The 26,514-nt window shown below is 56.0% G+C and carries 24 protein-coding genes and 2 pseudogenes; 17 read left to right on the top strand and 9 right to left on the bottom strand.

What is annotated here, in order from left to right:
* Positions 1 to 257: 257 nt before the first annotated feature.
* The 3 genes from ACNKH6_RS04675 to ACNKH6_RS04665 form a co-directional block, all read right to left on the bottom strand.
* Positions 258 to 500 (bottom strand): hypothetical protein, encoded by a 243-nt coding sequence (locus ACNKH6_RS04675; protein WP_417914381.1) that lies wholly within the window; start codon positions 498 to 500, stop codon positions 258 to 260.
* Positions 501 to 567: 67 nt separating this feature from the next.
* Positions 568 to 1,005: a DUF4395 domain-containing protein gene (locus tag ACNKH6_RS04670; protein ID WP_417914380.1), complete on the bottom strand. Its 438-nt coding sequence runs from the start codon at positions 1,003 to 1,005 to the stop codon at positions 568 to 570.
* A gap of 104 nt (positions 1,006 to 1,109) precedes the next feature.
* A complete protein-coding gene (locus ACNKH6_RS04665) occupies positions 1,110 to 1,352 on the bottom strand; it encodes a type II toxin-antitoxin system Phd/YefM family antitoxin (protein ID WP_417914383.1) in 243 nt (80 codons plus the stop codon).
* Between the two features lie 177 nt (positions 1,353 to 1,529).
* On the opposite strand from ACNKH6_RS04665, the gene ACNKH6_RS04660 reads away from it, so the two are divergent.
* The 8 genes and pseudogenes from ACNKH6_RS04660 to ACNKH6_RS04625 all read left to right on the top strand — a co-directional run bounded on the left by ACNKH6_RS04660 (position 1,530) and on the right by ACNKH6_RS04625 (position 11,134).
* Positions 1,530 to 3,467 (top strand): ATP-binding protein, encoded by a 1,938-nt coding sequence (locus ACNKH6_RS04660; RefSeq protein ID WP_417914379.1) that lies wholly within the window; start codon positions 1,530 to 1,532, stop codon positions 3,465 to 3,467.
* A gap of 91 nt (positions 3,468 to 3,558) precedes the next feature.
* Positions 3,559 to 4,629 carry a hypothetical protein gene (locus ACNKH6_RS04655; protein WP_417914378.1) on the top strand — a complete coding sequence of 357 codons (1,071 nt, stop codon included), beginning with the start codon at positions 3,559 to 3,561 and terminating at the stop codon, positions 4,627 to 4,629.
* A 249-nt stretch (positions 4,630 to 4,878) separates the two neighbouring features.
* Entirely contained in the window at positions 4,879 to 6,555 is a 1,677-nt protein-coding gene (gene kdpA / locus ACNKH6_RS04650; protein ID WP_417914377.1) for a potassium-transporting ATPase subunit KdpA, read from the top strand.
* A gap of 38 nt (positions 6,556 to 6,593) precedes the next feature.
* A pseudogene (gene kdpB, locus ACNKH6_RS04645) lies at positions 6,594 to 8,653 on the top strand (potassium-transporting ATPase subunit KdpB).
* 127 nt (positions 8,654 to 8,780) lie between these two features.
* On the top strand, positions 8,781 to 9,344 hold the full coding sequence (locus tag ACNKH6_RS04640; RefSeq protein ID WP_417914376.1) for a potassium-transporting ATPase subunit C: 564 nt from the start codon (positions 8,781 to 8,783) through the stop codon (positions 9,342 to 9,344).
* Positions 9,341 to 9,832: a hypothetical protein gene (locus tag ACNKH6_RS04635; RefSeq protein WP_417914375.1), complete on the top strand. Its 492-nt coding sequence runs from the start codon at positions 9,341 to 9,343 to the stop codon at positions 9,830 to 9,832. Before ACNKH6_RS04640 ends, ACNKH6_RS04635 begins: the two co-directional genes overlap by 4 nt.
* Complete coding sequence (locus ACNKH6_RS04630) at positions 9,720 to 10,406, top strand: hypothetical protein (protein ID WP_417914382.1); 687 nt, start codon at positions 9,720 to 9,722, stop codon at positions 10,404 to 10,406. Before ACNKH6_RS04635 ends, ACNKH6_RS04630 begins: the two co-directional genes overlap by 113 nt.
* Positions 10,407 to 10,660: 254 nt before the next feature.
* Positions 10,661 to 11,134 carry a hypothetical protein gene (locus tag ACNKH6_RS04625; protein ID WP_417914374.1) on the top strand — a complete coding sequence of 158 codons (474 nt, stop codon included), beginning with the start codon at positions 10,661 to 10,663 and terminating at the stop codon, positions 11,132 to 11,134.
* Between the two features lie 9 nt (positions 11,135 to 11,143).
* Here the strand turns inward: ACNKH6_RS04625 and ACNKH6_RS04620 are convergent, their stop codons facing one another.
* Positions 11,144 to 11,329: a hypothetical protein gene (locus tag ACNKH6_RS04620; RefSeq protein WP_417914373.1), complete on the bottom strand. Its 186-nt coding sequence runs from the start codon at positions 11,327 to 11,329 to the stop codon at positions 11,144 to 11,146.
* A gap of 143 nt (positions 11,330 to 11,472) precedes the next feature.
* On the opposite strand from ACNKH6_RS04620, the gene ACNKH6_RS04615 reads away from it, so the two are divergent.
* The 6 genes from ACNKH6_RS04615 (at position 11,473) to ACNKH6_RS04590 (ending at position 19,457) form a co-directional block, all read left to right on the top strand.
* Positions 11,473 to 12,186, top strand: coding sequence for a nucleotidyltransferase domain-containing protein (locus tag ACNKH6_RS04615; protein ID WP_417914372.1), 714 nt, complete (start codon positions 11,473 to 11,475; stop codon positions 12,184 to 12,186).
* A 55-nt stretch (positions 12,187 to 12,241) separates the two neighbouring features.
* A complete protein-coding gene (locus tag ACNKH6_RS04610; protein WP_417914371.1) occupies positions 12,242 to 13,309 on the top strand; it encodes a tetratricopeptide repeat protein in 1,068 nt (355 codons plus the stop codon).
* The gene (locus tag ACNKH6_RS04605; RefSeq protein ID WP_417914370.1) at positions 13,234 to 14,310 is read left to right on the top strand and encodes a sensor histidine kinase; all 1,077 of its coding nucleotides are present in this window, start codon (positions 13,234 to 13,236) and stop codon (positions 14,308 to 14,310) included. The genes ACNKH6_RS04610 and ACNKH6_RS04605 overlap by 76 nt, the downstream gene beginning before the upstream one ends.
* Before the next feature lie 9 nt (positions 14,311 to 14,319).
* Complete coding sequence (locus ACNKH6_RS04600; RefSeq protein ID WP_417914369.1) at positions 14,320 to 14,955, top strand: response regulator; 636 nt, start codon at positions 14,320 to 14,322, stop codon at positions 14,953 to 14,955.
* Between the two features lie 64 nt (positions 14,956 to 15,019).
* A complete protein-coding gene (locus tag ACNKH6_RS04595) occupies positions 15,020 to 17,701 on the top strand; it encodes a GNAT family N-acetyltransferase (RefSeq protein WP_417914368.1) in 2,682 nt (893 codons plus the stop codon).
* A 7-nt stretch (positions 17,702 to 17,708) separates the two neighbouring features.
* Positions 17,709 to 19,457, top strand: coding sequence for an ATP-binding protein (locus ACNKH6_RS04590; protein WP_417914367.1), 1,749 nt, complete (start codon positions 17,709 to 17,711; stop codon positions 19,455 to 19,457).
* A 3-nt stretch (positions 19,458 to 19,460) separates the two neighbouring features.
* Here the strand turns inward: ACNKH6_RS04590 and ACNKH6_RS04585 are convergent, their stop codons facing one another.
* The 3 genes from ACNKH6_RS04585 to ACNKH6_RS04575 all read right to left on the bottom strand — a co-directional run bounded on the left by ACNKH6_RS04585 (position 19,461) and on the right by ACNKH6_RS04575 (position 22,208).
* Positions 19,461 to 20,372, bottom strand: coding sequence for a biotin--[acetyl-CoA-carboxylase] ligase (locus ACNKH6_RS04585; RefSeq protein ID WP_417914366.1), 912 nt, complete (start codon positions 20,370 to 20,372; stop codon positions 19,461 to 19,463).
* A gap of 106 nt (positions 20,373 to 20,478) precedes the next feature.
* A complete protein-coding gene (locus ACNKH6_RS04580) occupies positions 20,479 to 21,465 on the bottom strand; it encodes a lysylphosphatidylglycerol synthase transmembrane domain-containing protein (RefSeq protein ID WP_417914365.1) in 987 nt (328 codons plus the stop codon).
* The gene (locus tag ACNKH6_RS04575) at positions 21,462 to 22,208 is read right to left on the bottom strand and encodes an acyltransferase (protein ID WP_417914364.1); all 747 of its coding nucleotides are present in this window, start codon (positions 22,206 to 22,208) and stop codon (positions 21,462 to 21,464) included. The genes ACNKH6_RS04580 and ACNKH6_RS04575 overlap by 4 nt, the downstream gene beginning before the upstream one ends.
* A 252-nt stretch (positions 22,209 to 22,460) precedes the next feature.
* Between ACNKH6_RS04575 and ACNKH6_RS04570 the strand changes: the two are divergent.
* Positions 22,461 to 22,568, top strand: a pseudogene (locus tag ACNKH6_RS04570) (IS1 family transposase); the annotation flags it as partial.
* Positions 22,569 to 22,652: 84 nt separating this feature from the next.
* Here the strand turns inward: ACNKH6_RS04570 and ACNKH6_RS04565 are convergent.
* Positions 22,653 to 24,203, bottom strand: a complete 1,551-nt coding sequence (locus ACNKH6_RS04565; protein WP_417914363.1) for an HD domain-containing protein — start codon at positions 24,201 to 24,203, stop codon at positions 22,653 to 22,655.
* Positions 24,200 to 24,829, bottom strand: a complete 630-nt coding sequence (gene can, locus ACNKH6_RS04560) for a carbonate dehydratase (protein ID WP_417914362.1) — start codon at positions 24,827 to 24,829, stop codon at positions 24,200 to 24,202. Before can ends, ACNKH6_RS04565 begins: the two co-directional genes overlap by 4 nt.
* 248 nt (positions 24,830 to 25,077) lie before the next feature.
* On the opposite strand from can, the gene ACNKH6_RS04555 reads away from it, so the two are divergent.
* Together ACNKH6_RS04555 and ACNKH6_RS04550 are read left to right on the top strand one after the other, a co-directional pair.
* Positions 25,078 to 26,049, top strand: coding sequence for an omptin family outer membrane protease (locus tag ACNKH6_RS04555; protein WP_417914361.1), 972 nt, complete (start codon positions 25,078 to 25,080; stop codon positions 26,047 to 26,049).
* An 8-nt stretch (positions 26,050 to 26,057) separates the two neighbouring features.
* Positions 26,058 to 26,396, top strand: coding sequence for a hypothetical protein (locus ACNKH6_RS04550; RefSeq protein WP_417914360.1), 339 nt, complete (start codon positions 26,058 to 26,060; stop codon positions 26,394 to 26,396).
* The last annotated feature ends 118 nt before the right edge of the window (positions 26,397 to 26,514 follow it).

Here is a 26,514-nt window from a genome sequence, read left to right as displayed (position 1 = left end):
TGCTGTAATTTCAAGTTCCATGTCTTCCTCTGTGTGCGGTTATATTCGTGCTGGACAGCAGAAATATAACACATGCGGGGAAGCATGGATTTTTCAAGATTTATAGGTCACAACTTGGGTCTTATATTCTTCTTTATTTCTTCCAGCATGACACTGAAAATGTCACGTTGGACACCGATTGCTCTTTTGAAATCTGCATCGCTGAGGACACACACGTTTTCGTTTTTCATAGTTGTTTATTATCAAATAATTACGACTTATGCAAGAGGTCTAGGCTGCAGAACTGGTGCGTGGCGTGCATGATCCACATCCCAGCCCCGGATGCTGATGCCGTGCGTGGTGTCCTCGTCTTTGTCGAATGGCTGGCCGAGGAGCTGTTTGACGAGCGAGGTCTTGCCTGCCGCGCCATCACCAACGAGGAGGACTTTTACTTGGTTGAGGGCGGACTCACCGGCTTGGAGATTGGCGAAATACTCCCTGATGGCATCAATCCCCTGCATGAATCATCCTCAAGGGTACCCTGCAATCGCATACATGCTTGGCGCAGTCATTCAGCGCAGAGGCAGTTCAGCGGCTGAAGGTCAGCTTGCAGACCAACGGGTACATCTTGCAGGCCACGCAAAAACGGAAGGCGGCTTCGAGGAAGGCGCAGACAGCGAACATCAGGCCGATAATCAGGGCAGCGGCGGTCAGCTTAAGGAGCCACGCGGCGATGAGGCAGCAGGAAAAAGCAAAACCGATGCGGGCGGCGAAAATTTTCGGCGCGGCATCAACTGACACGGGCTTCAGCTTGAGCAAGGCGATAATGTTTTTGCTGATTACAACGAAAAGGCTGTATTTCGGCTGCCAAAAGCCGCGAATGCAGAAATCTGCCGCCACGATCACGATAAGCCATTTCCACGGGCTGAACAGAAAAAGCAGCAGCAGCGCGACAGCCTGAGCAGCGTTGAGCCGCGCCCCGTTTTCATCAATTTTTTCAAAAGATACTGGACACATTGCATTCATGACAGACCTCAGGTGTTGATAGGAACCATAGCTGGTTTGCTGGAAAATTCTTCGTTGTGTTCATGCAGCCAGCTTGCCAACCTGCTGCAACTGCGTAACTCCTATCACCAATCAATTTGCCTGCTGCATTCCTCGACAGGGGTATGCAGCCCTTCCCTGACAGATTCTCTCATGCCGGGAATGGAGAGCAGATAGAGCGTTTCTTGCACGGCTTGCCAATCTTCTTCTGAGAGCAAAACCGCGTTGCCCTGTCTGCCGGTGATGAGCACGGGCTGATGCGAGCTGGCGGTTTCAGCAATCAGACGAGGCAGCCGCGAGCGGGCTTGTGTGGCAGTTACTGTCGGCATCATAGCACCTCCTTATCCTCTCAAGATACCTTCCTCCCTTGCAAAACGCAAGGCACCTGTCTCCCCGTCCTTGCCCTTTGCAAGACAGTCCCGTATCTTTTCCCCATAAAACCGCGCCCTGCCGACCATCCTCTTCTGGCACGGGCTTTGCTTAATCATCCCCGGAGGTGACATGACATGATCGGCATACGACAGAAGCTTATGCTGGGATTCGGCGGCCTGCTCGCAGTGCTTGCCGTGGTTGGAGCCATGACCATGACCCGCTTGGACGCGCTCGGCCAGGCGCTCAGTCTGGCGTTGACTGAGAACTACCGCAGCGTGGCCGCCTGTCAGGAGATGAAGAACGCGCTGGCGCAGATGAACGACGGCCTCTTTCTCCTGCTCAACGGGGAAGAGGCTGTGGGCGCGGCGCAAATCTCGGCGCAGGAGAGCCGCTTTGCCCGTGCCCTTGCTGTGGAGCTGGGCAACATCACCCTGCCCGGCGAAGGAGAGAAGGCGGCGCAGCTCAAAACCCTGTTTGCTCATTATGAGCAGCACATGGGGCAGCTGACCAAGGCAGGCCAGAGCAATGAGGCGCGGCTCCTCCTTTGGCTGAAGGAGATCAGGCCCTTGGCGCAGGACATCCGGGCCGTGGCGCAGGATATTCTCCTCCTCAATCAAGCGAACATGGAGGGCACGGACAGCGCAGCCCGCCGCCTTGCTACGACTGCCAGTCACCGTCTGCTGGCCGCTGTTTTGATTGCTGCCCTGATTGCCCTGCTCTACGCCTGGCTGGTGCAGCGGTGGATCCTGCGCCCCATCAGCCAGATGACCGAGCTGGCGCACGACATCCGTCAAGGCAGACTTGATCTTGTGCTTGAGGAAGGCGGAGGAGATGAGCTGGGCCGGCTGGCTGAAGCCTTCAACGCCATGACTGCTGCCCTGCGCCAGACCCGCAAGGATGAGCGGCTGACCCTGCTGCGCAGTCGGCAGGCGACTGAGGAGGTCTTCCGCGCCCTGCCGGACGCAGTGGCGGTCTTTGACCTGGCAGGCAGCGTGGAGGTGGCGACTGAGACCTCCGAGCGGCACTTTGGTCTTCGGCCCGGCGTGCGCGCCGAAGACCTGCGCTGCGACTGGCTGCCGCCCTTGCTCAGGCAGGCCTTGGCCGAGCAGCGCACCGTGGAGCGCGACCCGCTCTTGGGCTGCGTGCAGCAGTTCATTGGCGGGCGGGAATATTTCTTCCAGCCCACTGCCGCGCCAATTCCGCTCAATCCCAAGCAGGGCGAGCCGACCGGCATTGCCCTGATCCTCAAGGATGTGACCTTAGCCCACGAGCAGCAGGAGCTGAAGCGCAGCGCGGCGGCAACGGTCTCGCACCAGCTGCGCACCCCGCTGACCTCGCTGCGGATGGCGGTGCATCTCCTGCTGGAAGAGCAGGCCGGGCCGCTCACGGCGCAGCAGGCGGACTTGCTCGCCTCGGCCCGCGATGAAAGCGAACGGCTGACTGGCATCCTTGACGGCCTGATTGACATCAGCCGGATGGAGGCGGGCAAGCTGCCTCTGCATCTTCAGCCTGCCGCGCCGCGCCTGCTCGCCGAGGAGGCCTGCGCCGCCTTTGCCGCCGAAGCCAAAGACAGGGGCCTGACCCTGCGCAATGAGGTCAGCGACGAGCTGCCCGATGTGCTCGCTGACGCGGTCAAGATCGGCCAGGTCTTCGCCAATCTGCTGACCAACGCCTTCCGCTTCACCGGCGCGGGCGGCGAGGTGCGCATCCGGGCAGCAGCAGACGAGCAGCAGGCCAAGGTTGTCTTTCTGGTTGAGGACAGCGGCGCAGGCATTCCCAGCGAGACGCTCGGCCATCTCTTTGAGCAGTTCTGCCGCGCTCCGGGCCAAGACGAGCGTTCCGGCGCAGGCTTAGGCTTGGCCATCGTCAAGGAAATCGTGCAGGCGCACGGCGGGGAAGTGGGCGCAGCCAGCGAGCTTGGCCAAGGCGCGGCACTCAGATTCAGCCTGAGGATCGTGGAGAGGGAGGGGAGGAACGAAACTGGTGGGCGCCCATCAGGCATTCAGATGGGCGCCCTTGAGAATATCTGGAGGGTACCCACCAGCGTGTCTGATGGGATCCCTTCAAATTAGTTGATGGGTGCCTTTGAGGATGTCGTATGCAGCGATGGCTCATGAACCGTCCCTGCGCAACAAATCATCTCAAATCCATAGGAGAATCGTCATGAAAACCGTGCAATGGCGGCCCGAAGTCAACTCCCTCACCATGCCGCAGTCCTACTCCGTCCGCCACATCCCCAGAGAGACGGTCGGCTATGACGGGGTGGCGGCGCGGATGGTGCGCAACAATCCCGGCCTCACCGCTGTTCAGGCGGAGGCCAGCTTGCGGGCGGCAGTGCAGGCCATGCAGGATGAGCTGGCCGAGGGCAACCGGATCACCTTGGAAGACGCATTCTCCATCACCCTGTCCTTCACCGCCCGCTTGGAGAACCCGGACGACCCGCTGCCGCCGCTGGAAGACTGCCTGCAAGTGCGGGCCTTCGCTTCCCGGCCCTTTGTCGATGCGGTACGCAAGACGGTGCTGCCCGAACGCCTGCCCATGAGCGAGAAGCTGCCCCAGATCAACACCGCCGAAGACACAGTGCTCAAGCTGGCCGATGTGCTGTATGCAGGCAGCGCGCTGCGCCTGAAGGGTGCCGACCTCTTCTTTGACAGCGAGCTGTACGGCGGCGAGTGCGTCATTGCCGGAACCCGCAGCGGCAGCGCGGCGCAGACCCGCTTCGTCTCGGTGACAGACAGCGAGGTGGTTGTCCTGCCGGTGATTCCCAGCCAGCCCGACCCGTGGAACAACGAATACACGATCAGCATCAGCACCCGCTACACCGAGCACGGCACCCTGCGCACCGGCACCTACCGCCGCAAGCTGCGCACGCCCTTGCTCATCAGCAATGTGACGCATCACCCTGACGTAGGCATCCTCAGCGGCGCAGGCACCGCGCCTTTTGCCAAGATCAAGGACGGCACGGCCTCCGCTTCCCTGATGCTTCGTATTCAAGCGGCCTTAGATATTGCTGACGGCCACCTGGAGCTGTCGCTGCTGGACATGAAAGAGGGCGGCAAGAGCGGCGCGCCAGTGCGCGTCACCGCCAATGGCACCTTCACCCTGAACGGCTATGACGGCGCAAGCCTGACCAGTCTCAGTGTGGCGGTGGAGAACTTCACCGGCCTGGCCGACCTCGTCCGCAACGGCTACGCAGGCAGGCTGGTTGATGTGCTGGATGTGCGGGTGGCGTAAGGGGAGGCTGACTGGCAGGCACCCATCAAGCATTCAGATGGGGACCCACCAGAGACGTTAGTGAGCACCCACCAGTTTGGCGTAAGGGATCCCTTCAGGGCACCTTGCATAGCAGCGGAAGAATTTTTTCGCCATCACATCAAAGAGGCTCACCATGCTGTATCTCGCTGCCCTGACCCTTGTTCTCTGCATGGGCTATTTGGTCTGGGCGATCATTGCCCCTGAACGCTTTTGAAGGAGGCTGCAACTATGTCAGCACTGTTTGCCGCGCTGCTCATCGGCATGGCCGGGCTGCTGTCCTGGCCGCTGGGCAAAGCCTTGGTCTGGGCTATGCAGCCGGGCAGCTCGCCGGGACGTTTCCGCCTGCGCGCCGAGGCCGTTTTCCTGCGGGCTGCCGGGTTCCGCCACGCCGCTCCGGAGCAGGACTGGAAGGGCTATGTCCGCGCCTTGCTCGTCTTCAACGGCATCATGTTTGCCGCCGCTTATGCCGCGCTGGCCTGCCAGCATCTGCTGCCGCTTAATCCTGACGGACGCGGCCCGCTCGAAGCGCACCTGCTCTTCAACACCATCACCGCCTTCATCACCAACACCGACCTGCAACACTACAGCGGCGAGGCCAGCCTCAGCCATTTCTCCCAGCTCGCCCTGATGTGGCTGCAATTCACCTCAGCGGCAACCGGCTTGGCTGCCTTGACGGCCTTGGCCCGCGCACTGTCCGGCACGCCAAAGCTCGGCTGCTTTATGCTCGACCTGCTCCGTGCGGCCCTGCTGGTGCTCCTGCCGCTCTCGCTGCTGCTGGCCGTGCTGCTCCTCCTCTGCGGCGTGCCAATGACCTTCAGCGGCGCACTCTCTGTCAAGACCCTGGAAGGCGCGGTGCAGACCATCGCACGCGGGCCAGTCGCGGCCTTTGTCGCCATCAAGCAGATGGGCACCAACGGCGGCGGCTTCTTCGGGGCCAACTCCGCTCATCCCTTTGAGAACCCCGGCTTCATCAGCAACATGCTGGAGAGCGTGAGCATCCCGCTCCTGCCAATGGCGGCGGTCTGGATGTTCGGCCATATCACCCAGCGGATGCGGCACGCGGCAGTCATCTTCAGCGTGATGGCTGCCTTGCTGCTGGGACAAGCAGCCTTATCGCTCTGGGCGGAGAGCAAGCCTGCGCCTGCCTTGGCTGGTCTGCCGGTGCAAGTCGCCGCCAACATGGAGGGCAAGGAGCTGCGCTTCGGCCCGGCTGCCGGGCCGCTTTGGGCCGCGCTCACCACCGCCACCAGCAGCGGCTCGGTCAACTGCATGCACGACAGCCTCAACCCGCTCGCTGGCCTTGCCGCCATGATCGGCATGTGGCTGAATGTGGCCTTCGGCGGCATTGGTGTCGGGCTGATCAACATGTTCCTGTACATCATCGTCGGGGTCTTCATCTGCGGGATGATGGTCGGCCGCAGCCCGGAGTATTGCAGCCGCAAGGTGGAGACGCACGAGATGAAGCTGGCCCTGCTCGCCCTGCTGCTGCATCCCTTGCTGATCCTCGGCGGCACGGCCTTGTTTGCCGTCACAAGCTGGGGAGCAGGCACGGTGCATAATCCCGGCGCGCATGGTTTCAGCGAGATATTGTACGAGTTCAGCTCGGCGGCAGCGAACAACGGCTCAGGCTTTGAGGGCTTGGGTGACAACACCGCGCCGTGGAACATCGCTGCCGGGCTGGTGATGCTGCTTGGCCGCTACCTGCCGATCATCCTGCCGCTGGCCATCGCTGGTTCGCTCGCCAGCAAGAAACCCGTGCCGGAAACCAGCGGCACCCTGCGCACCGACACGGCCTTGTTCGGCATGATCATTCTGGGCAGCGTGGTGTTCATCGGCGCCCTGCTCTTCCTGCCAGCAGCAGTGCTGGGGCCGGTTGCGGAGCACTTGGCGACAATCAAGATGTAGGAGCAAAAAATCTTTTGCCCCTACGGGAGGAACTCATCATGAACGATACCAGTATGAAACAGCAGCGCCGGGCAGCCCGTTCAGCCTCGCTCTTTGAGAAAGGCTTGGTCAAGGGGGCTGGGCGGCAGTCGGTGCTTATGCTCAAGCCCTGGATCATGGCCCGCAATCCGGTGATGTTTGTCACCGAGATCGGCGCGGCCCTGACCACGCTGGCCTTGGCGCAAGCGCTGCTCTTCGGCGGCACGGACAAAGGCTACACCTTGGCCGTCACCATCATCCTCTGGCTGACCGTGCTCTTCGGCAACTTCGCGGAGTCTCTGGCTGAGGCGCGGGGCAAAGCCCAGGCAGATGCGCTGAAGCGGACGCGCTCCTCCAGCCCGGCCCGCACGATTGCTGCGGATGGCACCGAGCACGAGACAGGCTCCGATCAGCTGCAAGCGGGCGACGTGGTACTGGTGCTTGCTGGCGAGGTCATTCCCGGCGACGGCGAAGTGATCGAGGGAGCAGCCAGCGTGGATGAGTCAGCCATCACTGGCGAATCGGCTCCCGTCGTGCGGGAAGCGGGCGGCGACCGCTCCGGGGTCACCGGCGGCACGCGGGTGCTCTCTGACCGTCTCCGCATCCGCATCACCGCAGGCGCAGGGCAGTCCTTCCTTGACCGCATGATTGCCTTGGTCGAAGGCGCTGTGCGGCAGAAGACCCCGAACGAACTCGCCCTGACCGTCACCTTGGCCGGACTGACCCTCGCCTTTCTCATGGTCACCGGCAGTCTCTGGCCCATAGGCCGCTATTTCCACGTCAACCTTCCTATTGCCACGCTCGTTGCCCTGCTGGTCTGCCTGATCCCCACCACCATTGGCGCGCTCTTGGCGGCTATTGGCTTGGCGGGCATGGACAGGGCCTTGGCAGCCAATGTGCTCGCCAAGAGCGGCAAGGCGGTGGAGCTTGCGGGCGACATCGACACCCTGCTCTTGGACAAGACCGGCACCATCACTATGGGTGACCGGCAGGCGAGCAGTTTTCACGCCCTGCCCGGCGTGCGCCAGGAGGAGCTGGCCGAGGCGGCGGTGTTCTCCTCCTTTGGCGACCAGACCCCGGAAGGCAAGTCCATCGTCGTGCTGGGCAAGGAGCTGCTGGGCACGCACACGCCGACTGAGCCGCCGCAGGCAGCAAAGTGCTGCGCTTCTCGGCGCAGACCCGCCTCAGCGGCCTTGATCTGCCTGATGGAAGGACGTACCGCAAAGGGGCATCGGATGCCATGCTGGCGTACATCCGGCAGCTGGGCGGGGAGATTCCGCCAGCGGCGCAGGGCATGGTTGATCAGGTGGCGCGGCAGGGCAGCACGCCTATCGTTGTCGCCGCAGGAAACAGGCTGCTGGGGGTGATTGCCCTCTCCGATGTGCTCAAGCCGGGCATCCGTGACCGCTTCGAGCGGCTGCGGGCCATGGGACTGCGGGTGGTGATGGTCACGGGTGACAACCCGCTCACTGCCGCCGCCATTGCGAAAGAAGCCGGAGTGGACGACTACATTGCCGAGGCCAAGCCTGAGGACAAGCTGGCCTACATCCGCAGAGAACAGCGGCTAGGCCGCTTGATCGCCATGATGGGCGACGGCACCAATGACGCGCCCGCCTTGGCGCAGGCAGACATTGGCGTGGCCATGAACTCCGGCACGCAGGCGGCCAAGGAAGCAGGCAACATGGTGGACTTGGACAGCGACCCGACCAAGCTGATTGAGGTGATTGAGATCGGCAAGCAGCTCCTGATGACCAGAGGCGCGCTGACCACCTTCTCCATCGCCAACGATGCCGCCAAGTACTTTGCCATCATCCCGGCCATGTTCATGCTGGCAGTGCCGCAGCTGGCCGCGCTCAACATCATGCGCCTTGCCAGCCCGCAGAGCGCGATACTGTCCGCCCTGATCTTCAACGCGATCATCATTCCCCTGCTCATCCCTGTCGCCATCAAGGGAGTCAAGTACCGGCCTCTGGGCGCAGACAGCATCTTGCGGCGCAACCTGCTGGTCTATGGCTTGGGCGGGGTGATCAGCCCCTTCATCGGCATCAAGCTGATTGATCTCGGCCTGAGCCTGCTGTGAGGGAATGAGTGTGTCAGCATGCTGACACCGAGGGAGTCAGCATGCTGATACTTGAGGAGTGAGCATGCTGACACTTGAGGAGTGAGCATGCTGACTCCCTTGTTCAACCTATCCAAGGAGAGAAACTATGCACCCTGCATCGCCACGTCTTGACCTGCGCCATGACCTCTTGGCCGGGCTGCGCGCCGCTGTCTTCACCATGCTTGTCTGCGGAATCCTCTATCCGGCCTTGGTCTGGATGATCGGCCAGACTCTGACCCCGCACGCCGCCAACGGCTCAGCGCTGCGCAACGCTCAGGGAGAGATTATCGGCAGCGGGCTGATCGCCCAAGGCTTCAGCAGGCCGGAATACTTCTGGCCGCGTCCCTCGGCGGTGGACTACAACGCGGCTGGCTCCGGCGGCAGCAACTTGGCCGCAACCAGCCCGGAGCTGCGTGCCAATGCCATAGCACAAGCAGCCAAGTTCAGCGCAGATGCCAGCCATCCTCTGCCGCTCGACCTTGCTGCCGCTTCTGGCAGCGGGCTTGATCCGCACATCACGCTGGCTGCGGCGGAATATCAGGCAGAGCGGGTTGCCAAGGCCAGGAACATGCCGCTTGGCAAGGCGCTTGCGCTCCTCAAAGAACAACAGCGCGGCGGACTGATCAACGTCCTTGCCGCCAACCTTGCTCTGGATGCGCTGGGACAATGAGCAGCGAGCGGGCAGATCAGTTCCTCAGCCTGATCAAGCGGGCGCAGCGCGGGCGGCTGAAGATATACCTGGGCTATGCGGCGGGCGTGGGCAAGACCTGCCAGATGCTCCTTGAAGGCCACCGCCTGCGCGAGGACGGCATTGACGTGGTCATCGGCATGGTGGAGACGCATGGCCGGGCAGAGACCGAGGCCCTGACCGGCGGGCTGGAGCTGCTGCCGCGCCGCACGGTCAGCTACCGGGGCATCAGCATCGGCGAGATGGACGTGGACGCGCTGCTTGTCCGCAAGCCTGCTGTCGCCTTGGTGGATGAGCTGGCCGCACACCAACGCCCCGGACAGCCGTCACGGCAAGCGTTGGCAGGATGTGGAGGCCCTGCTGGCTGCGGGCATCCATGTCATCTCCACGCTCAACGTCCAGCATCTGGAGAGCCTCTACGAGACCGTGGAGCGGGCTACTGGAGTGAAGGTGCACGAGCGCATCCCTGACCGCGTGGTGGCTGAGGCGGATCAGCTCGTCAATGTGGACATCACGGTGGAAGACCTGCGCCGCCGCCTGAGCGAGGGCAAGGTGTACACGGGTGAGAAGGTGGAGACGGCACTCTCGCACTTCTTCCGGCCAGCCAACTTGGAGCAGCTGCGCGAGCTGGCTGCCCAGCTCGATGCCCGGCGGCGCGATGACCCGCAGCAGGCTGAGGAGAGCGCGTCCAGCCCGGATCAGGTCATGGTCTGCCTCAGCTCGAAGGGGCCGAACAGCCGCGCTTTGCTCCGCTATGGCTCGCGGCTGGCCGGGCGGCTGAACCGCAACTGGTACGCGGTCTATGTGCAGACGGCCAAGGAGCGGCCCGCCCTGATTGACGCGGCCACGCAGCGGCAGCTGGCCAACACCCTGACGCTTGCCCAGCAGCTCGGCGCAACCGTGTTCACCTGCAAGGGCGAGGATGTGGCGCAGGCCATCCTTCACTTTGCCAAGGAGTGCCGCGTCGGCCACTTGGTGATTGGCAGCCCGGCAGGGAGAGCAGCAGGCCTCCTGCCAATAACACGCCGCATGACATGCGCATGATGTTCTCCTGCTCATGCGCATGATGCCTGCTCACTCATGAGCATGACCTTCACGCTGTCATGAGCATGAGTGTCACGCTGTCATGGCCATGAAGAGGACAAGGCTGCAATTACCTGCCGGGCTGCGGCGCAGGAAGGAGCAGGGAAATATTGCCTTGACTGTCCAGCTTCTTTCCAGTATTCGTTAAATCATGTCGGCAGAACTGTCCACCGCATGTTTCATATCTTTTCATCTCACCCTGCAAGGAGCATGACATGGCTGCAATCAAGAATCCGACGCTCATCGTCGAGCCGCACAGCGGTCTGACTGTGAAAGTCACCGTCAAATACACCCTCTTCCAGTTTCCTCTTGAGTATTGGGCAAAGACTCTGTATCAGGAGGACATTAGTCTGTTCGGCGATGACAACCTGTATGAGGACAATCCCATGTTCGTGGAGGTGATCATTCCAGACGAGGTGATTGATGTCTTCCCGACTGTGCGTCCGATCTCCAATCCGCACCAGCCTCTGCCGCCTGTCTTCCAATTTGAGCGGACAAGAGTCAAGATCGTTTCTAAGGAGGCGATGAATGAGGATCCGGGGCTATTGAAAAGCAACCCGCCGATTCGCTTGCGGGATGAGGTCTATGCCATCATCACCTTGCGGACTGTCGCCAATCCGGTGACATGGCCGCCCATTCCTCAAGTGGTGCGGGCGCGGACCAACACGGTCACAGGCATCTGGGGATAGCCGCAGCCTTCAGCGGCACAATGCGGCAAAGGGGCTGCCTGCAACAGGCAGCCCCTTTTTATTTGTCCAACTCTCCCTCCGCCAGCGCATCGAACGATTGAAGAGCAGCTTGTCTTTGGCAAAGGCTGTGTTGCTTGCTATACTAAATCCTGACCTGAAGAGCATCGGCCAGCCGGTGGATTTAGCGGTGATCACACTGTGCCGGGGATCATCTCGGCAGGATTCGGCGAGGTGGGGCCGCAGGGGCTGTGGAGAACACCCGCCGCTACGGCCTGCGTTTTGTCGGGCCTGAACTGCATTTTTAATATTATATCATTTTTTAGGTAAAAATATTTAAGATGTCATATTTATCTTGTAATTTTAATATATTATATGAATTAAAAAAGAAAGATAAAAAATCTTTAGAAGAAATTCTATTTTTTATTGAATGGTGTAAATTACATAAAATTGACATTTATTTATGTGGATCTTCTGTTTGTGGAGATATTTCCCCGTCAAGTGATTTTGATTTAATAATCATTGTTGATATTAAAAATAATAATATTAAAAATAATTTTCTTCCAAATTATTTTGATAATTCATATTGGAATTTTTTTATTAAAAAATATTATGATAGCGAAATAGATATATTTGCAACACATCATATTATTAGTGATAGAATAAAATTAGAGTTGTATCCTGTAGATATTTTTAAAAAAATTTTAGAATTTCAAAAAATTACAATAAGACGTGTAAGAAGAGGGCCTTTACGCGAAAAAAATATAATTTTAAACAGTATAGATGGAGAGAGGATGATTGATGTTATATATCCATTTCCAGTTACTCAAAAAGGGATATTTTCTAAAACTGAAAATATAATTATATTAAACAAGAGAATATTTATAGGTATACATATTGAAAAAATATTATGTTCTAAACATTTACTTTTGTCACAACAGAACAATATATACATTACTGAAGCCTGGAAAAATCTTAAGTGTTTAATGTCAAAAATAAAACCGTTGCCATATTGTGGAAAATTGGAAGAGATTTTTTTGTTTCATCAAAGCTAACAGCTTATGAAAAAAATCTAATCCGAAGAAGACTAACAGACTAACATTGGATATTATGAATATAGATATTGTCAATATTGGAAGAATAATAATTAAAAATTTACAATTTAATATTCATTCTTATAAGAATGAAGCTGGATATGCTATAAAAAATATCGATATTTATTTATCAAATGACCAAGCAAAAAAATATATAGAAGAACTCAATAAAATAAGAAAAAATGATAGATTTTTATCTTTTGCAGCTTCAACTGCATTAAGCCTTTTTGATTTTAAAAATGTAGATAAAATGATTACAGCTAGTTTTTTTTCTTTACATGGACAGCTTGCAATTAATTTAAATTTTGCCGAAGAATCCTTATTTTTTTCAAAAAAATCTGTTAAATTAATAGAAAATAATCCAAGTGATATTTTAATCAATTCATATTCTCAAATAGCAACCGCATCCCGTAATCTATCAAAATTTTCTGATGCCGTGCTAAATTATAAAAAAGCGAAAGAAATAGCAGATTTTATTAATAGAGAAGACTTGTCCGCTTGGCAAATTTTTAGATTAGGAAAAATGTACGTCAATTATTTGCATCAACCATCAAGAAGTTTAGAATATCTAGAAAAGGCTAAAAGTATTTTTTCAAAAATAGACTCATACTTCGGAAAAAAAGGAGTTTCATCATCTATCGATGAAATTGGAGATTTGTATAGGCAGCATACTTCAAATATTGAAAGAGCTGTTGATTTTTACAAAAAAGCAAAAGAAATCAACCAAGAAATAAGTTATCATGCTGGAATAGCAAGAAATATAGCACATTTAGGGTTGTGCGAGGAAATCAAGGGAAATATTGATGCAGCTGAGGAGCTGCTGGAAGAATCTATCTATTTGCTCAGAAATATTAAGCATCAAGATAGAGGGTTGGCAATTAGACTTGGTCAGCTATCAAGAATATTGCTAAAGAAAAATGATATAGAAAATGCAGAAAAATATATAAATGAATCGATAATTATTAGCGAGTACTACAATGACGTAAAAAGTATTGCATCACATAAAATATGTTTGGGTCAACTTTACAGAAAGAAAAAAGATATAAACTTGCAAAGAAATATTTCAACGAATCTATCGATATAAGTGAAAAGTATAATTTTAATCGTATACAAATGGAAGCATATAAAAATTTATCTGATGTAATTTCTTGTGATCTTGAAAATTATAATCTTGCAAAGGATGTTGTTCTTGAGGAAATTAAAGTGAGAAAAAAATCTTGGGATTTAATTGCTAATGGCAGCTTAGATCTTGAGAAAGTTGAAAATAAATCAGAGATTGCTGTTATGTATAAGAGTTTATTTGAAAAATTACTTGAAGATTCTCATAGTGATTTCGATAAAGCTCTATTCGCTATCAGGAGTGCGTACAATGTCGCTCAAGAAGAAAGAAAACAAAAAATAGATAATACATTTAAATTATTTCAACTTAGTGCCTTAATGGCAGAAGTTGAACATGATTCAGCTAATTTATTAAATAATATTGCCGCTAGCATGTCTTCTTTGTTAAAAGATAAAACATTATCCGATGATAATGTAAGAAAGATAAAAACAATAAAAGAGAAAAGTTTAATAGGAATAGAATCATTAAGAGTATATGTGCAAAAAATTTTAAATACGAAATCAGAATCTGGAGAAAATTTTAAATTAAACGAGATTCTCCCGCCAATTCTTGAATGGATTGCGGGTGAATATAAAAATAAAAATATAGAATTAATCATTCCTCTCCAAGATGAAATTCCTAATGTATTAACAAGGGTTGATGATATAATAATGAGAATGCTATTATTGAATATTATAAATAATGCTTACGAAGCTGTAGATTTATCAAAAAGACATAGTTTTGTAAGAATAGATATTTTTCAAAACAATGACTACGTATTAATACGTATAACTGACAATGGAGTTGGAATTGAAAATTATAACATTGGAAAAATTTCCAATATTGGTGTAACTACAAAGAAAAATAATCTTGGTCTTGGAATGCCAACTGTAAGATATTTAATTGAGTCATTAGGAGGAAAAATTGATATTTATTCTGAGGTTGACGAAGGGACAGATGTTACTTTGTTTTTTCCTATTAGCTAATAATTTAAAATGTATAATTTTCTTTTGATCGAAGATGAGGATATGTTTGCAGATAACCTGATTTCTGATTTAGCAGAATTAGGTGCAACTGTAAAACGGGCATCATGCGGACAGGAAGGGATGGAGTTTATAAAATCAAATATTTACGATGGAATAATATTAGATTTACGACTTGGGGAACGTCCTGACATGCAGGGTCTTCAAATATTAGAATGGATAACGAAAAATAAAAAAAATATGGCTGTAATTGTTGTAACTGGACACCAGAAGCTTGCATACAGAGCATTAGACGTAGGCGTTGATGGATTATTCCTTAAGCCTGTTGATTCTCAACATGTTCTTAAATCTCTTATGCAGGCGGTCGAATTGCGAATGTTAAAAAAGGAAAATACAAGGTTAAAGAGACAGTTGAAATTTATTGTTTCATTAAAAATGAATTTAATCTTACAAATAGTTATATTATTTTTAATTTTTATATGGAGAATATATCTTCCGAAGGATAATATAGGAATATTTATATACTTGGCAATATCTATAATACTTCTTCTCGGCGGAAACCGTATTTCACGAATGGTTTTAAGTTTTTTAGGTCAAAAATTTGAAATAGATGCCGTGTCACACTTAAAAGAGCAAAGTAAACAGTGAATTATTTATTTTCTCTTCCTCAGCAATAAATTTTCCTCGCCTCCCCTCTTCCAAGGAGCCTCTCATGGGCAAGCATTATTTGAATAAACTGTTTGAGCCGCGCTCGGTCGCGGTGTTTGGGGCCAGCGACCGCGAAGGCGCGGTGGGCAACTTAGTGTTTAAGAACATGATCGAGGGCGGCTTCAAGGGCGAGGTCTTCCCGATCAACCCGAAGCGCGAGGAGGTGCAGGGACGAAAAGCCTATCCTGACCTGAAGAGCATCGGCCATCCGGTGGATTTAGCGGTGATCACCACGCCCGCTGTCACGGTGCCGGGAATCATCGAAGCCTGCGGCAAGCACGGCATCCGCTCGGCGGTGATCATCTCAGCAGGATTCCGCGAGGTGGGGCCGCAGGGGCTGAAGCTGGAGCAGGCGGTTTTGGAGAACGCCCGCCGCTACGGACTGCGCTTTGTCGGGCCGAACTGCCTCGGCATCATGCGGCCGGACACCGGCCTGAACTGCACCTTCAACAAAGGCGGGGCGGCACCAGGCAACATCGCTCTGGTCTCCCAGTCCGGCGCGCTCTGCACCGCTATTCTGGACTGGGCCGCCGCCAACAAAATCGGCTTCTCCGCCGTAGTTTCCACCGGCATCTCCGCTGACATTGACTTCGGCGACGTGCTCGACTATCTCGTCAGCGACCCGAAGACGAAAAGCATCCTCCTCTATATCGAGGGCATCCACAACGCCCTGTCCTTCATGAGCGGCCTGCGGGCGGCGGCACGCTTCAAGCCGGTGATCGCCTTGAAAGTGGGGCGGCACGCCAGCGGCTCCAAGGCGGCCATGTCCCACACCGGGGCGCTTGTGGGCGCGGACGATGTCTTCGAGAGCGCGCTGCGGCGGGCCGGCGTGCTGCGGGGACTGCGCATCGCCAATCTCTTCTCCGCCGCCTCCACCCTGACCTTTCCCATCAAAGCGAGCGGAGAACGGCTGGCGATTGTCACCAACGGCGGCGGACCAGGGGTGATGGCCACAGACCGGGCGGCTGATCTCGACCTGCCGCTGGCCGAACTGTCGAAAGAAACGCTGAAAAAGCTGGACTCGGTGCTGCCGCCGACGTGGTCTAAAAATAATCCGGTGGACATCATCGGCGACGCGACCCCGGAGCGTTACGCCCAAGCCGTGGCCGCCTGCATGGATGATCCCGGCGTGGACGGCTTGCTCGTCCTGCTCACGCCGCAGGCCATGACCGACCCGGCGGGTGTTGCCCAAGCCTTGGTCAACCTTGGCAAAGGCAAGGGCAAGCCCCTGCTCACCTGCTGGATGGGCGAAATTCAAGTGGCCGAGGGCCGCCGCATCCTGCGTGATGCGAACATTCCCACCTTCAACACCCCGGAAACGGCGGTGGATGCCTTTTCGTATTTGGTCAATCACAGCCGCAACCAGAAGCTGCTCTTGGAAACGCCGGAGCCGATGTCGCTGGATAAAGTCCCGGATGTGGAGGGCGCCCGGCTGATTATCGAGAGTGTGCTGGCTGAAGGCCGCAAAGTGCTCAGCGAGTCGGAATCCAAGGCCGTGCTGCGCGCCTTCCATATTCCCACCGCCAGCGCCAGCATCGTCCGCTCGCCCAACGAGGCGCTGGTGCAGGCGGAGAGCATCGGTTTCCCAGTGGCCCTGAAAATCAACTCGCCGGACATCACTCATAAGTCCGACGCGGGCGGCGTGCGCCTCGGCATCAGCAACGCCCAGGCCGCACGCAGCGCCTACAATGAGCTGGTCAACGCCGTGCGCAAAAACCGGCCAGAGGCCCGCCTTGACGGGGTGACCATCGAGCCGATGTTCCAGCGGCCCAACGGTCGCGAGCTGCTGGTCGGCTTAGTGACCGATCCGGTCTTTGGCCCGGTGATCACCTTCGGCGCGGGCGGCATTGCGGTCGAGGTGATGGGCGACCGGGCCGTGACCCTGCCGCCGCTGAACCGCCGCTTAGTGCAGGATTTGATCGCCCGGACGCGAATATCCAAGCTGCTCGGCGCGTTCCGCCACATGCCCAAGGTTGATATGGAAGCCTTGGAGCAGGTGCTGCTGCGGGTGTCGGAGATTGCCTGCGAGCTGCCGCTGGTCAAGGAATTAGATATCAACCCGCTCCTCGTGGATGAGAACGGGGCGGTGGCGGTGGATGCCCGCATTGTGGTGGATTACCACGTCCAGACCTCGGACCGCTATAGTCACATGGCCATTTACCCCTATCCCTCGCATCTTTTCACCAAACGCCAGCTGCCGAACGGCACGGACATGATCATCCGGCCCATCCGTCCTGAGGATGCCGAGCTGGAGCAGACTTTTGTCCGCAACCTCTCCGAGCAGGCGAAATATTTCCGCTTCATGCAGGCGCTGGACGAACTCAGCCCGCAGATGGTCGCCCGCTTCACCCAAATTGACTACAGCCGGGAAATGGCCCTGATCGCGGTGGTGCAGGACGCGGCAGGCAAAGAGGCGGAGATCGGCGTGGCCCGCTACAGCATCAACCCGGACGGTCGGAGCTGCGAGTTTGCCATCGTCGTGGCCGACGAGTGGCAGAGGCAGGGCATTGCCCACCTGCTGATGCAGCAGCTCGTCGCCACGGCCCGCAACCACGGCCTGCAAATTATGGAAGGCGACGTGCTGGCCAACAACCACGACATGCTCACCTTGGTCGAAAAGCTGGGTTTCGCCATCAGCTCCGGCGGCGAGGACGGCGACGTGGTGCATGTGGTGCTACGGCTCTGAGACGGACATGAGCAGGCTGGTCTGGAAACTCTGCGCTGCGTATCTGCTTGTGGCCGTTCTGGCTCTTGGCATCTGCCTGAGCGCAGCCGCGCTGCTGCTGAAGCAGACCCTTGTTGCGCAAACGCAGGAGCAGCTTGCGGCCCAGGCCGGACTGCTCCGGGCGGCGGCGGAACAGCAGGCTGGACTGAATGCCGCTGAACTGCGCAGGCTCTGCCGCACATTCAGCGGTGAGCTGGGCGTGCGGTTCACAATTATTTCCGCTGCTGGCGAGGTGCTGGCTGATTCTGAACACGACGCGTTCAGTTTCGACAATCACGCCGACCGCCCGGAAATCCGGGCCGCGCTGGCGGGCGGAACGGGCATTTCATTTCGACGCAGCCACAGCTTGGGCAAAGAACTGCTGTATGCTGCTGTGCCGCTGCGTCGGGGCGGCGCAGTCTGGGGGGCAGCGCGGGCCGCGTTGCCGGAGGACGTGCTTGAGCAGCGGCTGAACGCCCTGCGCGGCAAATTGTTTTTGGCGGCGGTGCCTGCTCTGCTGCTGGCCGCCGCCGTCAGTCTGCTGCTGGCCTTGCGGGTGAGCAGGCCGCTGGAGGAGATCGGGCAGGGTGTGCTGCGCTTCACGCAGGGCAGCTTGCGGCACCGGATTCACCTTGCCGGGCCGCCGGAAATCAGCCAGTTAGCTGAGGCCTGCAACCGGATGGCCGCCCAGCTCGACGAGCGGACGGAGAGCCTGCAAAAACAGCTTGGCCTGCTGGAATCCACCTTCCGCAGCATGAGCGAGGCAGTGATCGTCACCGACCGGGAGGGGCGCATCCTCCGCTGCAACCAGGCTGCCGGGCGGCTCTTTGGCTTTGATCCGGCAGCAGCAGGGCAGCGCGATATTCAGGAGCTTGTCCGGCTGGCCGATGTGCAGCAGTTTCTTGATAAAACCCTGAAGCAGGGCCAGACTGAAGCGGTCATCGCTGTCAGCGCAGGCCGGGAGAAAATCCTGAACGCCCACGGCTGCTTGCTCCGCGATGAGGCCAGCGCAGGTGCGCTCTTGGTTTTCCATGACATCACTCGGCTCAAGCGGCTGGAAACCATGCGCCGCGATTTTGCTGCTAATGTCTCGCATGAGCTGAAAACGCCGCTCACCGCCATCAGCGGTTTTGTTGAAACCCTGCGCGACGGTGCGCTGCACGAGCCGGACGCGGAGCGTTTTTTGGAGATTATCGCCCGAAATGTCATAAGGCTGCGGGCGATTATTGATGACCTGCTCACGCTGGCCAAGCTGGAGCAGGAAGAGGAGCACAGTCAGATTGCCTTGACAAAACAGGCCGTCCTGCCGGTTTTGAACAATGCGGCGGCATTGTGCGCCATTGCGGCGGCGGCAAAAAACATCCGGCTGGAAGTGCTTTGTCCGGCAGAACTTCAGGCCCAACTCAATGCCGCGCTGCTGGAGCAGGCTGTGGTCAATTTGCTCGACAATGCGGTGAAATACAGCCGCCCCGACAGCACGGTGCTGCTGCGGGCGGAACAGCAGGAAGGCGGTGTGGTGATTGCGGTGCAGGACTTCGGCTGCGGCATTGCCAGCGAGCATCACGCCCGCCTGTTTGAACGCTTCTACAGGGTGGATAAGGCCCGGAGCTGCAAACTGGGCGGCACTGGTTTGGGGCTGTCCATCGCCAAACACATTGCGCAGGCGCATCATGGCGCAATCAGCGTGGACAGCGCACCGGGCCGGGGCAGCGTGTTTGCGCTGCGGCTGCCGGGCTGAACACTACACGTGAAGTATTTCCCCGGAATATTCCACGATGCTGGAGCCGTCCTCCAGCTCCAGCACCAAACCGCCGCAGGGATCAAGGGCAACTGCCTTAGCGTGAAACAGCGGCTCCTTTTGCACGTCAAAACCGTATAAAACCCGGCGGCCTATGGTGTCGCTCAACTGCCGCCACGCATTGAGCAATAAGGACTCCCGCCCATCCTCGCAGCTCTGGCCTTCGCGCAAAGCCAGCGCCTCATCATAATGCAGCAGGCCAATCGCCCAGCTCAATTCAGCCAGCAGCTGGCCTGTCAGCTCGCGCAGATCAAGCGCATACCCCAGCTCTCCGGCCATGCTGGCCGCGCTGGCTTGCAGCTCGGCAGGAAAATCCTGGTTGTTGGCGTTGAGGCCGATGCCGATGCAATGCCAGCGGTCTTTGTTGGGCCGAAAAATGGTGGAGCAGAGCACGCCCGCGATTTTCCGCCCGTTCACCAGCACGTCGTTGACCCATTTCAGGCGGGCATCAAGGCCGTGGAGCCTGACTGTGCGGCAGCAGGCCAGCCCGGCGGCGAAGGGCAGCAGGCGGCTGAACTCCGGCACAAGCACATCCGGCCAAGCGGCGGTGAGCCATATCCCGCTAGGCGGGGCGTGCCAATGCCGCTCAAAGCGGCCCAGCGACTGACTGAGGCTGTCAGCAAGCACGACCGTGCCTGCGGGCAGTGTGCCGCCGTTCGTTTCTGCCGCGTCCATGAGCTGCTGGAGACGGCTCAGGCAACGGTCAAGCTGCTGGTGCTGCTCGACCACCGCGCCCATCGGCGCACCCCAAGCAAGAATCTTCGCCGTTTCTTCAGCCGGAAAAGCGGACTGCCGCTCCAGCGCGGCTAAATGGAGCCGCCGCTGCCGCAACACTTCATGTTCCTGCAACGTCATCCTGAAACTCACCTGTGAAGCAGCAGTTTGAGTAGGGGCGAAAAATTTTTCGCCCCTACTGCATCGCGCACATGCTTGCAAAAGGTTTCGTAAATTTTGCTCATGATCACTCCGCCGCAGTGTTTTTGACGGGTTCTTCAGCATGACTGAAGATTTTCCAGAAATAGCATATCCCGCCGATCAGTGAATAGCTGACTGCGACCGCAAAAAAAAGCAAGGCCAGCGAACGGGTTTGCAGCTCGGTCATGCCGGTCCAGCCGAAGAAGAAGACATAGCCGACATCGCGCAGGCCGAGGCCAAAAATGGAGATTGGCAGGGCTTCCAGCAAGGTGATCAGCGGCACAAAGGCGCTGAAGTAAAAAAACGGCACCTGCGCATGAAGTGACAAGGCCAGCAGCCAGACGATCACAATCACCGAAAGCTGAAAGGCGAAGGATATCGCCATCACTTGGGCCAGCAGTTTGCGGCTGGCTCCATAGGCTTGAAAGGAGAGAAAGAATTTTTCGGTCAAACCGGTCAGGAGCGGGAAGCGGTCGAGCCGGGTGAGGGCAAGGAAGAAACGCACGGGCTTCTCTTTGGCTAATGCGGCGAGCACCGCCAGCATCAGGAGCAGAATGACCAGCGGAATGAGGAAAAAGAGCAAGTTGTCAAACTGCCGCGCCACGAGCACCGAAGAAAGCAGACTGAGCGTCACCAAGGCAATGAAGCCGGAAAATCGGTCGGCGAACACCGAGGCGGCGGAGCGCACTCCGCTTTTGCTTTTCTTGGCGATGTCGTAAATCCGGTACGAGTCGCCGCCGATGTTTGAGGGCAGGAAGAGGTTGTAAAAACTGCCGATCAAGTAGGTGGCGGTCAGAGTTCGCAAGGGAATGTCCACGCCGTCGGCAAGCAGAAAAAGCCGCCATTTCAATGCGCTGGCCGCAGTGTTGAACAAGAGCAGCACCACAATCAGCGGCAGAAAACGAAGATCCAAGGAGGCCAGCAGGCCGCGCATGTCCTGCATCGGAATTTTCCGGTAGAGCCAAAACATCAGCGTGCCGCTGAAAAGCATTTTACCTGCCAGCAGCAGCCATTTTTTTGTTGTCGCGCTCATGCCTGCGGCCTCGCTGTCCGCATGTTGATGACCTTCGCAGGCACACCAGCGGAAATGGTGTATGGCGCGACGGACTTGGTCAGCACTGCGCCTGCCCCGGCCACGCTGCCCCGGCCCATCGTCACGCCGCCCAGCACGGTGACTTTGCCGCCCAGCCAAACATCGGCTTCCAGCCGCACACCGCCGTCAACGCGGTTGCCCTGTTCGCGGATGGGAATGTCCAAGCGGTCAAGATGATAGCTGCCGCCGCCAATGACAAAGCACTGCTGGCCGAAAATACAGTCTGGGCCGATCTCCACCGGACAGCCGATGCAGGATTGGATAATGGTTTGTGAATTGAAGCCGCAGTTATCGCCGACCCTGATCATGCCATTTTTACTGGAAAGCATGACATGGTTAGAAAGGGTGACGTTGTCGCCAAGTGCAATGGAGACTTCCGCGCTCTCATGCCTGCCGTCGAGAATGCAGCCTTCGCTGATGACCACCGCGTTGCCAAGACGGATTTTGCTAGGATGACGCAAGGTGATGCCGGGCGCGAAGAGGCAGCCCTTGCCGCATTTGGCGAACAGGCGCGGCCAAAAAATCTGCCGAAGCAGCATCCCGATAGCTCCGGGCAGCGGCCCCAGCATCATGCACCATTCGTAATAAAGCAGCGCGGCCAAAGAACGGCTGCCGACCATCACGTCCTGATATTTGGCGAGCGACGAACCTTTGCCCGTCACGGCCTGGTGGGTTTTTTGCATAGTGCTTCAAAGTGAGCAGGGGCGAAAAATTTTTCGCCCCTTGCATTATGAGATTGGGATGGGCTGGCATAGCTTATCCCGACGGAAGGAGAGTCGGATGCCGTTTCGCCCCTTGGGCCAAAGAGTCCGCGATGTGAATAACACACCGGCCTCTCCAGTTTTTTCCTGCTGTCAATGGCCCGGCCCGCCGGAAGCTATCATTCGCAAGGTTAAAATTGAAATAAGGGTTAAGGCTGATGAAATCTAAATTTCAGAACTCATATAACACTCCTGATCCGCAGAACAATCTGTTTCTCAAAGGATGAAAAAATCTATGACAACGTCAGCGGCTTGTATATCAACAAATATGGTAGTGGGTAAAATCCGTTGACAGCAAGCGATAACTATCTGTTATCAAAGAAACAGGCCGTACCTTTCAACTGGTTTAGCCCACCACCACAAATATTACTTTGAGAATCGACGATACTCAGAAAACGCCTGATCAACGGATTTAACCCGCTGCCCTCTGGAAGTATCATCTTTCGCAGCAATCTCAGCCGCCAACGCCAACGCCTCTGCCCGGTTGCTGATGGTATGCTCCATCTGCGCCTCTTCAATAGCTTCCAAAATGGTGCGGAAAAGCGGGCCGGGAACAAGATGCAGCTCTGTGATCAGATCGTTGCCTGTGATCAAAGGCGGAGCGGCTTGCACCGGCGCGACGTGCTCCTGTTCAATTCGCTGCAATTGCGCGAAAAGGCCGGAAACTTCTTCCTCAATCGCCTTCGGGCTGTCCTCGCCCTTGCCAGCCAAAGCATCAGCCATCGCCAGCAGGAAAAGACCGGGCAACTGGCCGCCCGCATCGCGGATAAGACGCAGGCAGGCCCGCAGCGTCAGCTTGCCTTTGCGCTGATTGTTGGCGAGAAAGAAAGGCCGCATGTGCCCGGCGATCAGGCGTGCCGTGGCTTCGGTGTCCTCCCGCGAACGCCGCAGCCGCCGCGAAAAGGCGGTGAAGAGGTCTGCGCCGCGCAGGTCGTGATTGTAAAAGGTGATCCGCCCGCCCTGCGCATCTTCTTTCGTGCCGAAGCAGACCGGCTTACCAATGTCGTGCAGGAAGGCCGCCCATTTCACCTGCACCAGCCGTTTAGGATGTTCGTCCAAATACGCCGCCAGAGCCGCGCCGCCTTCTGCAAAATAACTAGGCAAATCAGCCAGAACCAGCTCAATCTGGCGCAGAGCCTCCAAGCAGTGCTCGAAGACATCAAGATGATGGCTGGCAGGCTGGGACATCCCCACACCGGCCCGCAATTCCGGCAGTATTTCCCAGAGCAGGCCGCAGTCGCGCAGGCCAAGAACAGCGGTGTGCGCCTGATTCGTGGCCATGATTGCGTCCAGCTCATAGGCGATGCGCTCTTTTGCCACTTTGCTGATCAGCGGGCTGTGCTGCCGTACCTGATCCAGCGTTTCTGGCTCAATCGCAAAGCCCAGCTTGGCAGCAAAACGGAAGACCCGCAGCAGGCGCAACGGATCATCAAGCAAATTTTGCTCTGAAATAGCACAGATGCGCTGCTCGGCAAGATCGTTCAGGCCGCCGGTCGGATCAAGCACGGGAAGCGCGGCGCGGCTGCGGTCATACAAAAATTCATGCAGCGGCGCGGCCAAGGCGTTGACGGTCAGATCGCGGCGGCGCAGATCGTCTTCAATGCAAGTGGTGCCTTGCCGGAAGCCGGAGAAATCAAGCACCGCGCCCTGCGGCGTGACAATGCGGAAGGTTCCCTCTTCCCGGCCCAGCTCGACGCAGGCCCCGCCGGTGAGCTGTCGCAGCTGCTCGGCCCAGCGTTTCGGCTGGCTTGAGACGGTCAAATCCAAATCGCCGGGCTGCTTGCCAAGAAGCAAGTCGCGCACCGTGCCGCCGACCAGATAGATTTCTCCGCCCAGCTCGCGCTGCATAGCGGCTAATTTGTCTAACAGGCCAGCAGTGAAAAGAAGTTCGGCATTTTTTACGGCAAGATCAGTCATCGCATTCGGTGGGTGTGTGGCAGCTCGTCAAGATTGGTGACGCAAACATTTAAATCACGCAAGATGCCATCTTCGATGCTGTAAATCCAACCATGCACGGCCAGTTCCTGCCCATTTTTCCAGGCATTCTGGACAATAGTCGTATGACAGACATTGGCGACCTGCTCAACGACATTCAATTCGCAGAGCAGGTCAAACCTTGCTGACTTGTCTGGCAACGCATCAATTTTCTGCTGATGATAGCGGTAGATATCTTTGATATTCAGCAGCCAATTGTCAATAAGGCCGTTCTCTTTATTCTCCATGGCTGCTCTGATGCCGCCGCAGCCGTAATGGCCGCAGACAATAATATGCTTCACCTTCAGCACGTCAACGGCATATTGAATGACAGAAAGGCAGTTCAAATCTGTATGCACAACCAGGTTGGCAATATTCCGATGCACAAAGATTTCTCCTGGCAGCAGATCGGTGATTTGATTGGCAGGAACCCGGCTGTCCGCGCAGCCGATCCAGAGATATTCCGGATTCTGCTGTTTCGCCAGTTTTAAAAAAAAATCCGGCTGCTGCTCTTTGACTTTTGCCGCCCAGGTTCTGTTTTGCTCAAAAAGACGTTTCAGCACACGCATGGTTGTCCGCCTCCGCTGGTTTTTTTAGATGAATTACCATTCTGCGCAACACATGTCAATTCAACAAAAGCATTTCGCAGCTCCGTCCGGCGCAGCGAGGCTTGTTTTCTGGGCGGCGATAGTGTACAGTTTGCGAGGCAGTGCCTTCTGACTGTGCGAAGGAAAACAGGCAGATATTGCGCTGCGCCATAGAGTAACGCAGCCGTGCCCAGATGCGGGGCAAACTGCTTCACTGCAAGGAGAAGACGATGCAACTCGCAAAAAGCGGCAGAACAGCGCTGCGATTCAGCTTGGGCCTGCCGGTCGCCGCCATGCTTTGCGCCGCGCCGCAGGCTCAGGCAGTGTCCCTTGGCAAATCCTATCTGCCCAGCCAGCTTGACCTCTCTCTGGGCATGGAGGCGATGAGCGGCGACACGCAGTACGAGGTCGGCGGCAGCGCGGTCACTGCCGATGGCAGCAGAATCAATGCGCTTTCGCCGACCAGCAGGCTGGAATGGCCGCTGGATGTCTGGCTGACCCGTGTGGATGCCGGTCTGACCTTCAGCCCGGAGTGGCATGTCAATGTTTCGCTGAAAACCAATCTCGGCGAGCCGGACAATTCAATCATTGACCGTGACTGGCTGACGGTGCCGGGCCGCTTGGATTTGTATTCTGAAAGCAAGGTCTCCTCATTCGACGCGCTGCTGCTTGATATTGATCTGGAATGGACGTTCTGGCAGCAGGGTTTATGGAGCCTGTACGCAGGCGCAGGCTGGCAGCATCAGAAGTTTCAATACACCGGCTCATCCCTGATGCAATATTCGCCGTCCGGCCTGTCTGGCTGGGATTTCAATTCCAGCGGCAGAGTTTCGGCAACATATGAGCTGACCTATTCTATGCCGTATCTGCTGCTTGGCTCTGAATATCAGCTCACGCCCCAGCTCCGGCTGAACGGCAGCATCGCCGCCGCGCCCCTGCTTGGCGCAGAGGATGAGACGATCCTGCCGCTGCGGAATAAAACCGCTACCGGCGATATGGACGGCGGAGCGTGGATGCTGGATATTTCCGGCAGCTATTGGTTCAATCCGTGGTGGCACCTGAAAGCCGGGCTGCGGCAGGCTTGGCTCAAGGCTGACGGCGAGCAGCATCAGACTGAAGGCGGCCAGCCAATTGGCATGATTGATATGGAAAGCACAAGCAGCCAGACTTCCGGCTATCTGAATGTAGGTTATTCGTTCTGAGGAACTTTATGGCAAAAAAAGCGCAACGCAGCCCGGAGCAGGGCGAACAGGCGATGATTGCAGGCATCTTGGAAGGCAGCCCGGAGGCGGTCGGCGTGGCCGTGATCCGGCTGAACTGCGGCTGCCGCAAGATGGCGGCGGTGAATTTGGCGGGCGAACCGGCCAGCAAAATCATCATGTACCGCGATCAGGCCGAATCCATCTGCGCCCAGTGCAAGCAGGACAACGGCGATTACATGCGCGTGACTGAACAGTTCATTAGCTGGAACACGCCGGAGCCAGACGAAAAAACAAAGCGGACGATCAACACGAAGGTGCTGGGCGCAGCGGAGGAGTTGCCGAATTAGGGTCTGTTAACACTACTTGCCCAGTTAATAACTTTTTGTTATTTTTGGCCTATGAAAATAACACAGGAGCACTACGAAAAAATAGCCGACACATTTCCGCGTCAGAGAGGAAATGTCA

The sequence above is a fragment of the Candidatus Electronema sp. JM genome, from assembly GCF_048287415.1.
Taxonomy (GTDB): domain Bacteria; phylum Desulfobacterota; class Desulfobulbia; order Desulfobulbales; family Desulfobulbaceae; genus Electronema.
Note: the sequence above shows the minus strand (reverse complement) of the source record. Positions and strands in the feature narration are given on the sequence as shown.

Excerpts from the sequence above, each read along its gene's own strand:
- ACNKH6_RS04610 (WP_417914371.1), top strand. The coding sequence starts at position 12,242 with ATGAATATAGATATTGTCAATATTGGAAGAATAATAATTAAAAATTTA.
- ACNKH6_RS04575 (WP_417914364.1), bottom strand. The coding sequence starts at position 22,208 with ATGCAAAAAACCCACCAGGCCGTGACGGGCAAAGGTTCGTCGCTCGCC.
- ACNKH6_RS04595 (WP_417914368.1), top strand. The coding sequence starts at position 15,020 with ATGGGCAAGCATTATTTGAATAAACTGTTTGAGCCGCGCTCGGTCGCG.
- ACNKH6_RS04635 (WP_417914375.1), top strand. The coding sequence starts at position 9,341 with ATGAGCAGCGAGCGGGCAGATCAGTTCCTCAGCCTGATCAAGCGGGCG.
- ACNKH6_RS04550 (WP_417914360.1), top strand. The coding sequence starts at position 26,058 with ATGGCAAAAAAAGCGCAACGCAGCCCGGAGCAGGGCGAACAGGCGATG.
- ACNKH6_RS04625 (WP_417914374.1), top strand. The coding sequence starts at position 10,661 with ATGGCTGCAATCAAGAATCCGACGCTCATCGTCGAGCCGCACAGCGGT.
- ACNKH6_RS04555 (WP_417914361.1), top strand. The coding sequence starts at position 25,078 with ATGCAACTCGCAAAAAGCGGCAGAACAGCGCTGCGATTCAGCTTGGGC.
- ACNKH6_RS04605 (WP_417914370.1), top strand. The coding sequence starts at position 13,234 with ATGTTTGGGTCAACTTTACAGAAAGAAAAAAGATATAAACTTGCAAAG.
- ACNKH6_RS04670 (WP_417914380.1), bottom strand. The coding sequence starts at position 1,005 with ATGAATGCAATGTGTCCAGTATCTTTTGAAAAAATTGATGAAAACGGG.
- ACNKH6_RS04665 (WP_417914383.1), bottom strand. The coding sequence starts at position 1,352 with ATGCCGACAGTAACTGCCACACAAGCCCGCTCGCGGCTGCCTCGTCTG.
- ACNKH6_RS04615 (WP_417914372.1), top strand. The coding sequence starts at position 11,473 with ATGTCATATTTATCTTGTAATTTTAATATATTATATGAATTAAAAAAG.
- ACNKH6_RS04640 (WP_417914376.1), top strand. The coding sequence starts at position 8,781 with ATGCACCCTGCATCGCCACGTCTTGACCTGCGCCATGACCTCTTGGCC.
- ACNKH6_RS04590 (WP_417914367.1), top strand. The coding sequence starts at position 17,709 with ATGAGCAGGCTGGTCTGGAAACTCTGCGCTGCGTATCTGCTTGTGGCC.
- kdpA (WP_417914377.1), top strand. The coding sequence starts at position 4,879 with ATGTCAGCACTGTTTGCCGCGCTGCTCATCGGCATGGCCGGGCTGCTG.
- ACNKH6_RS04675 (WP_417914381.1), bottom strand. The coding sequence starts at position 500 with ATGCAGGGGATTGATGCCATCAGGGAGTATTTCGCCAATCTCCAAGCC.
- ACNKH6_RS04585 (WP_417914366.1), bottom strand. The coding sequence starts at position 20,372 with ATGACGTTGCAGGAACATGAAGTGTTGCGGCAGCGGCGGCTCCATTTA.
- ACNKH6_RS04660 (WP_417914379.1), top strand. The coding sequence starts at position 1,530 with ATGATCGGCATACGACAGAAGCTTATGCTGGGATTCGGCGGCCTGCTC.
- ACNKH6_RS04565 (WP_417914363.1), bottom strand. The coding sequence starts at position 24,203 with ATGACTGATCTTGCCGTAAAAAATGCCGAACTTCTTTTCACTGCTGGC.
- ACNKH6_RS04600 (WP_417914369.1), top strand. The coding sequence starts at position 14,320 with ATGTATAATTTTCTTTTGATCGAAGATGAGGATATGTTTGCAGATAAC.
- ACNKH6_RS04655 (WP_417914378.1), top strand. The coding sequence starts at position 3,559 with ATGAAAACCGTGCAATGGCGGCCCGAAGTCAACTCCCTCACCATGCCG.
- ACNKH6_RS04580 (WP_417914365.1), bottom strand. The coding sequence starts at position 21,465 with ATGAGCGCGACAACAAAAAAATGGCTGCTGCTGGCAGGTAAAATGCTT.
- can (WP_417914362.1), bottom strand. The coding sequence starts at position 24,829 with ATGCGTGTGCTGAAACGTCTTTTTGAGCAAAACAGAACCTGGGCGGCA.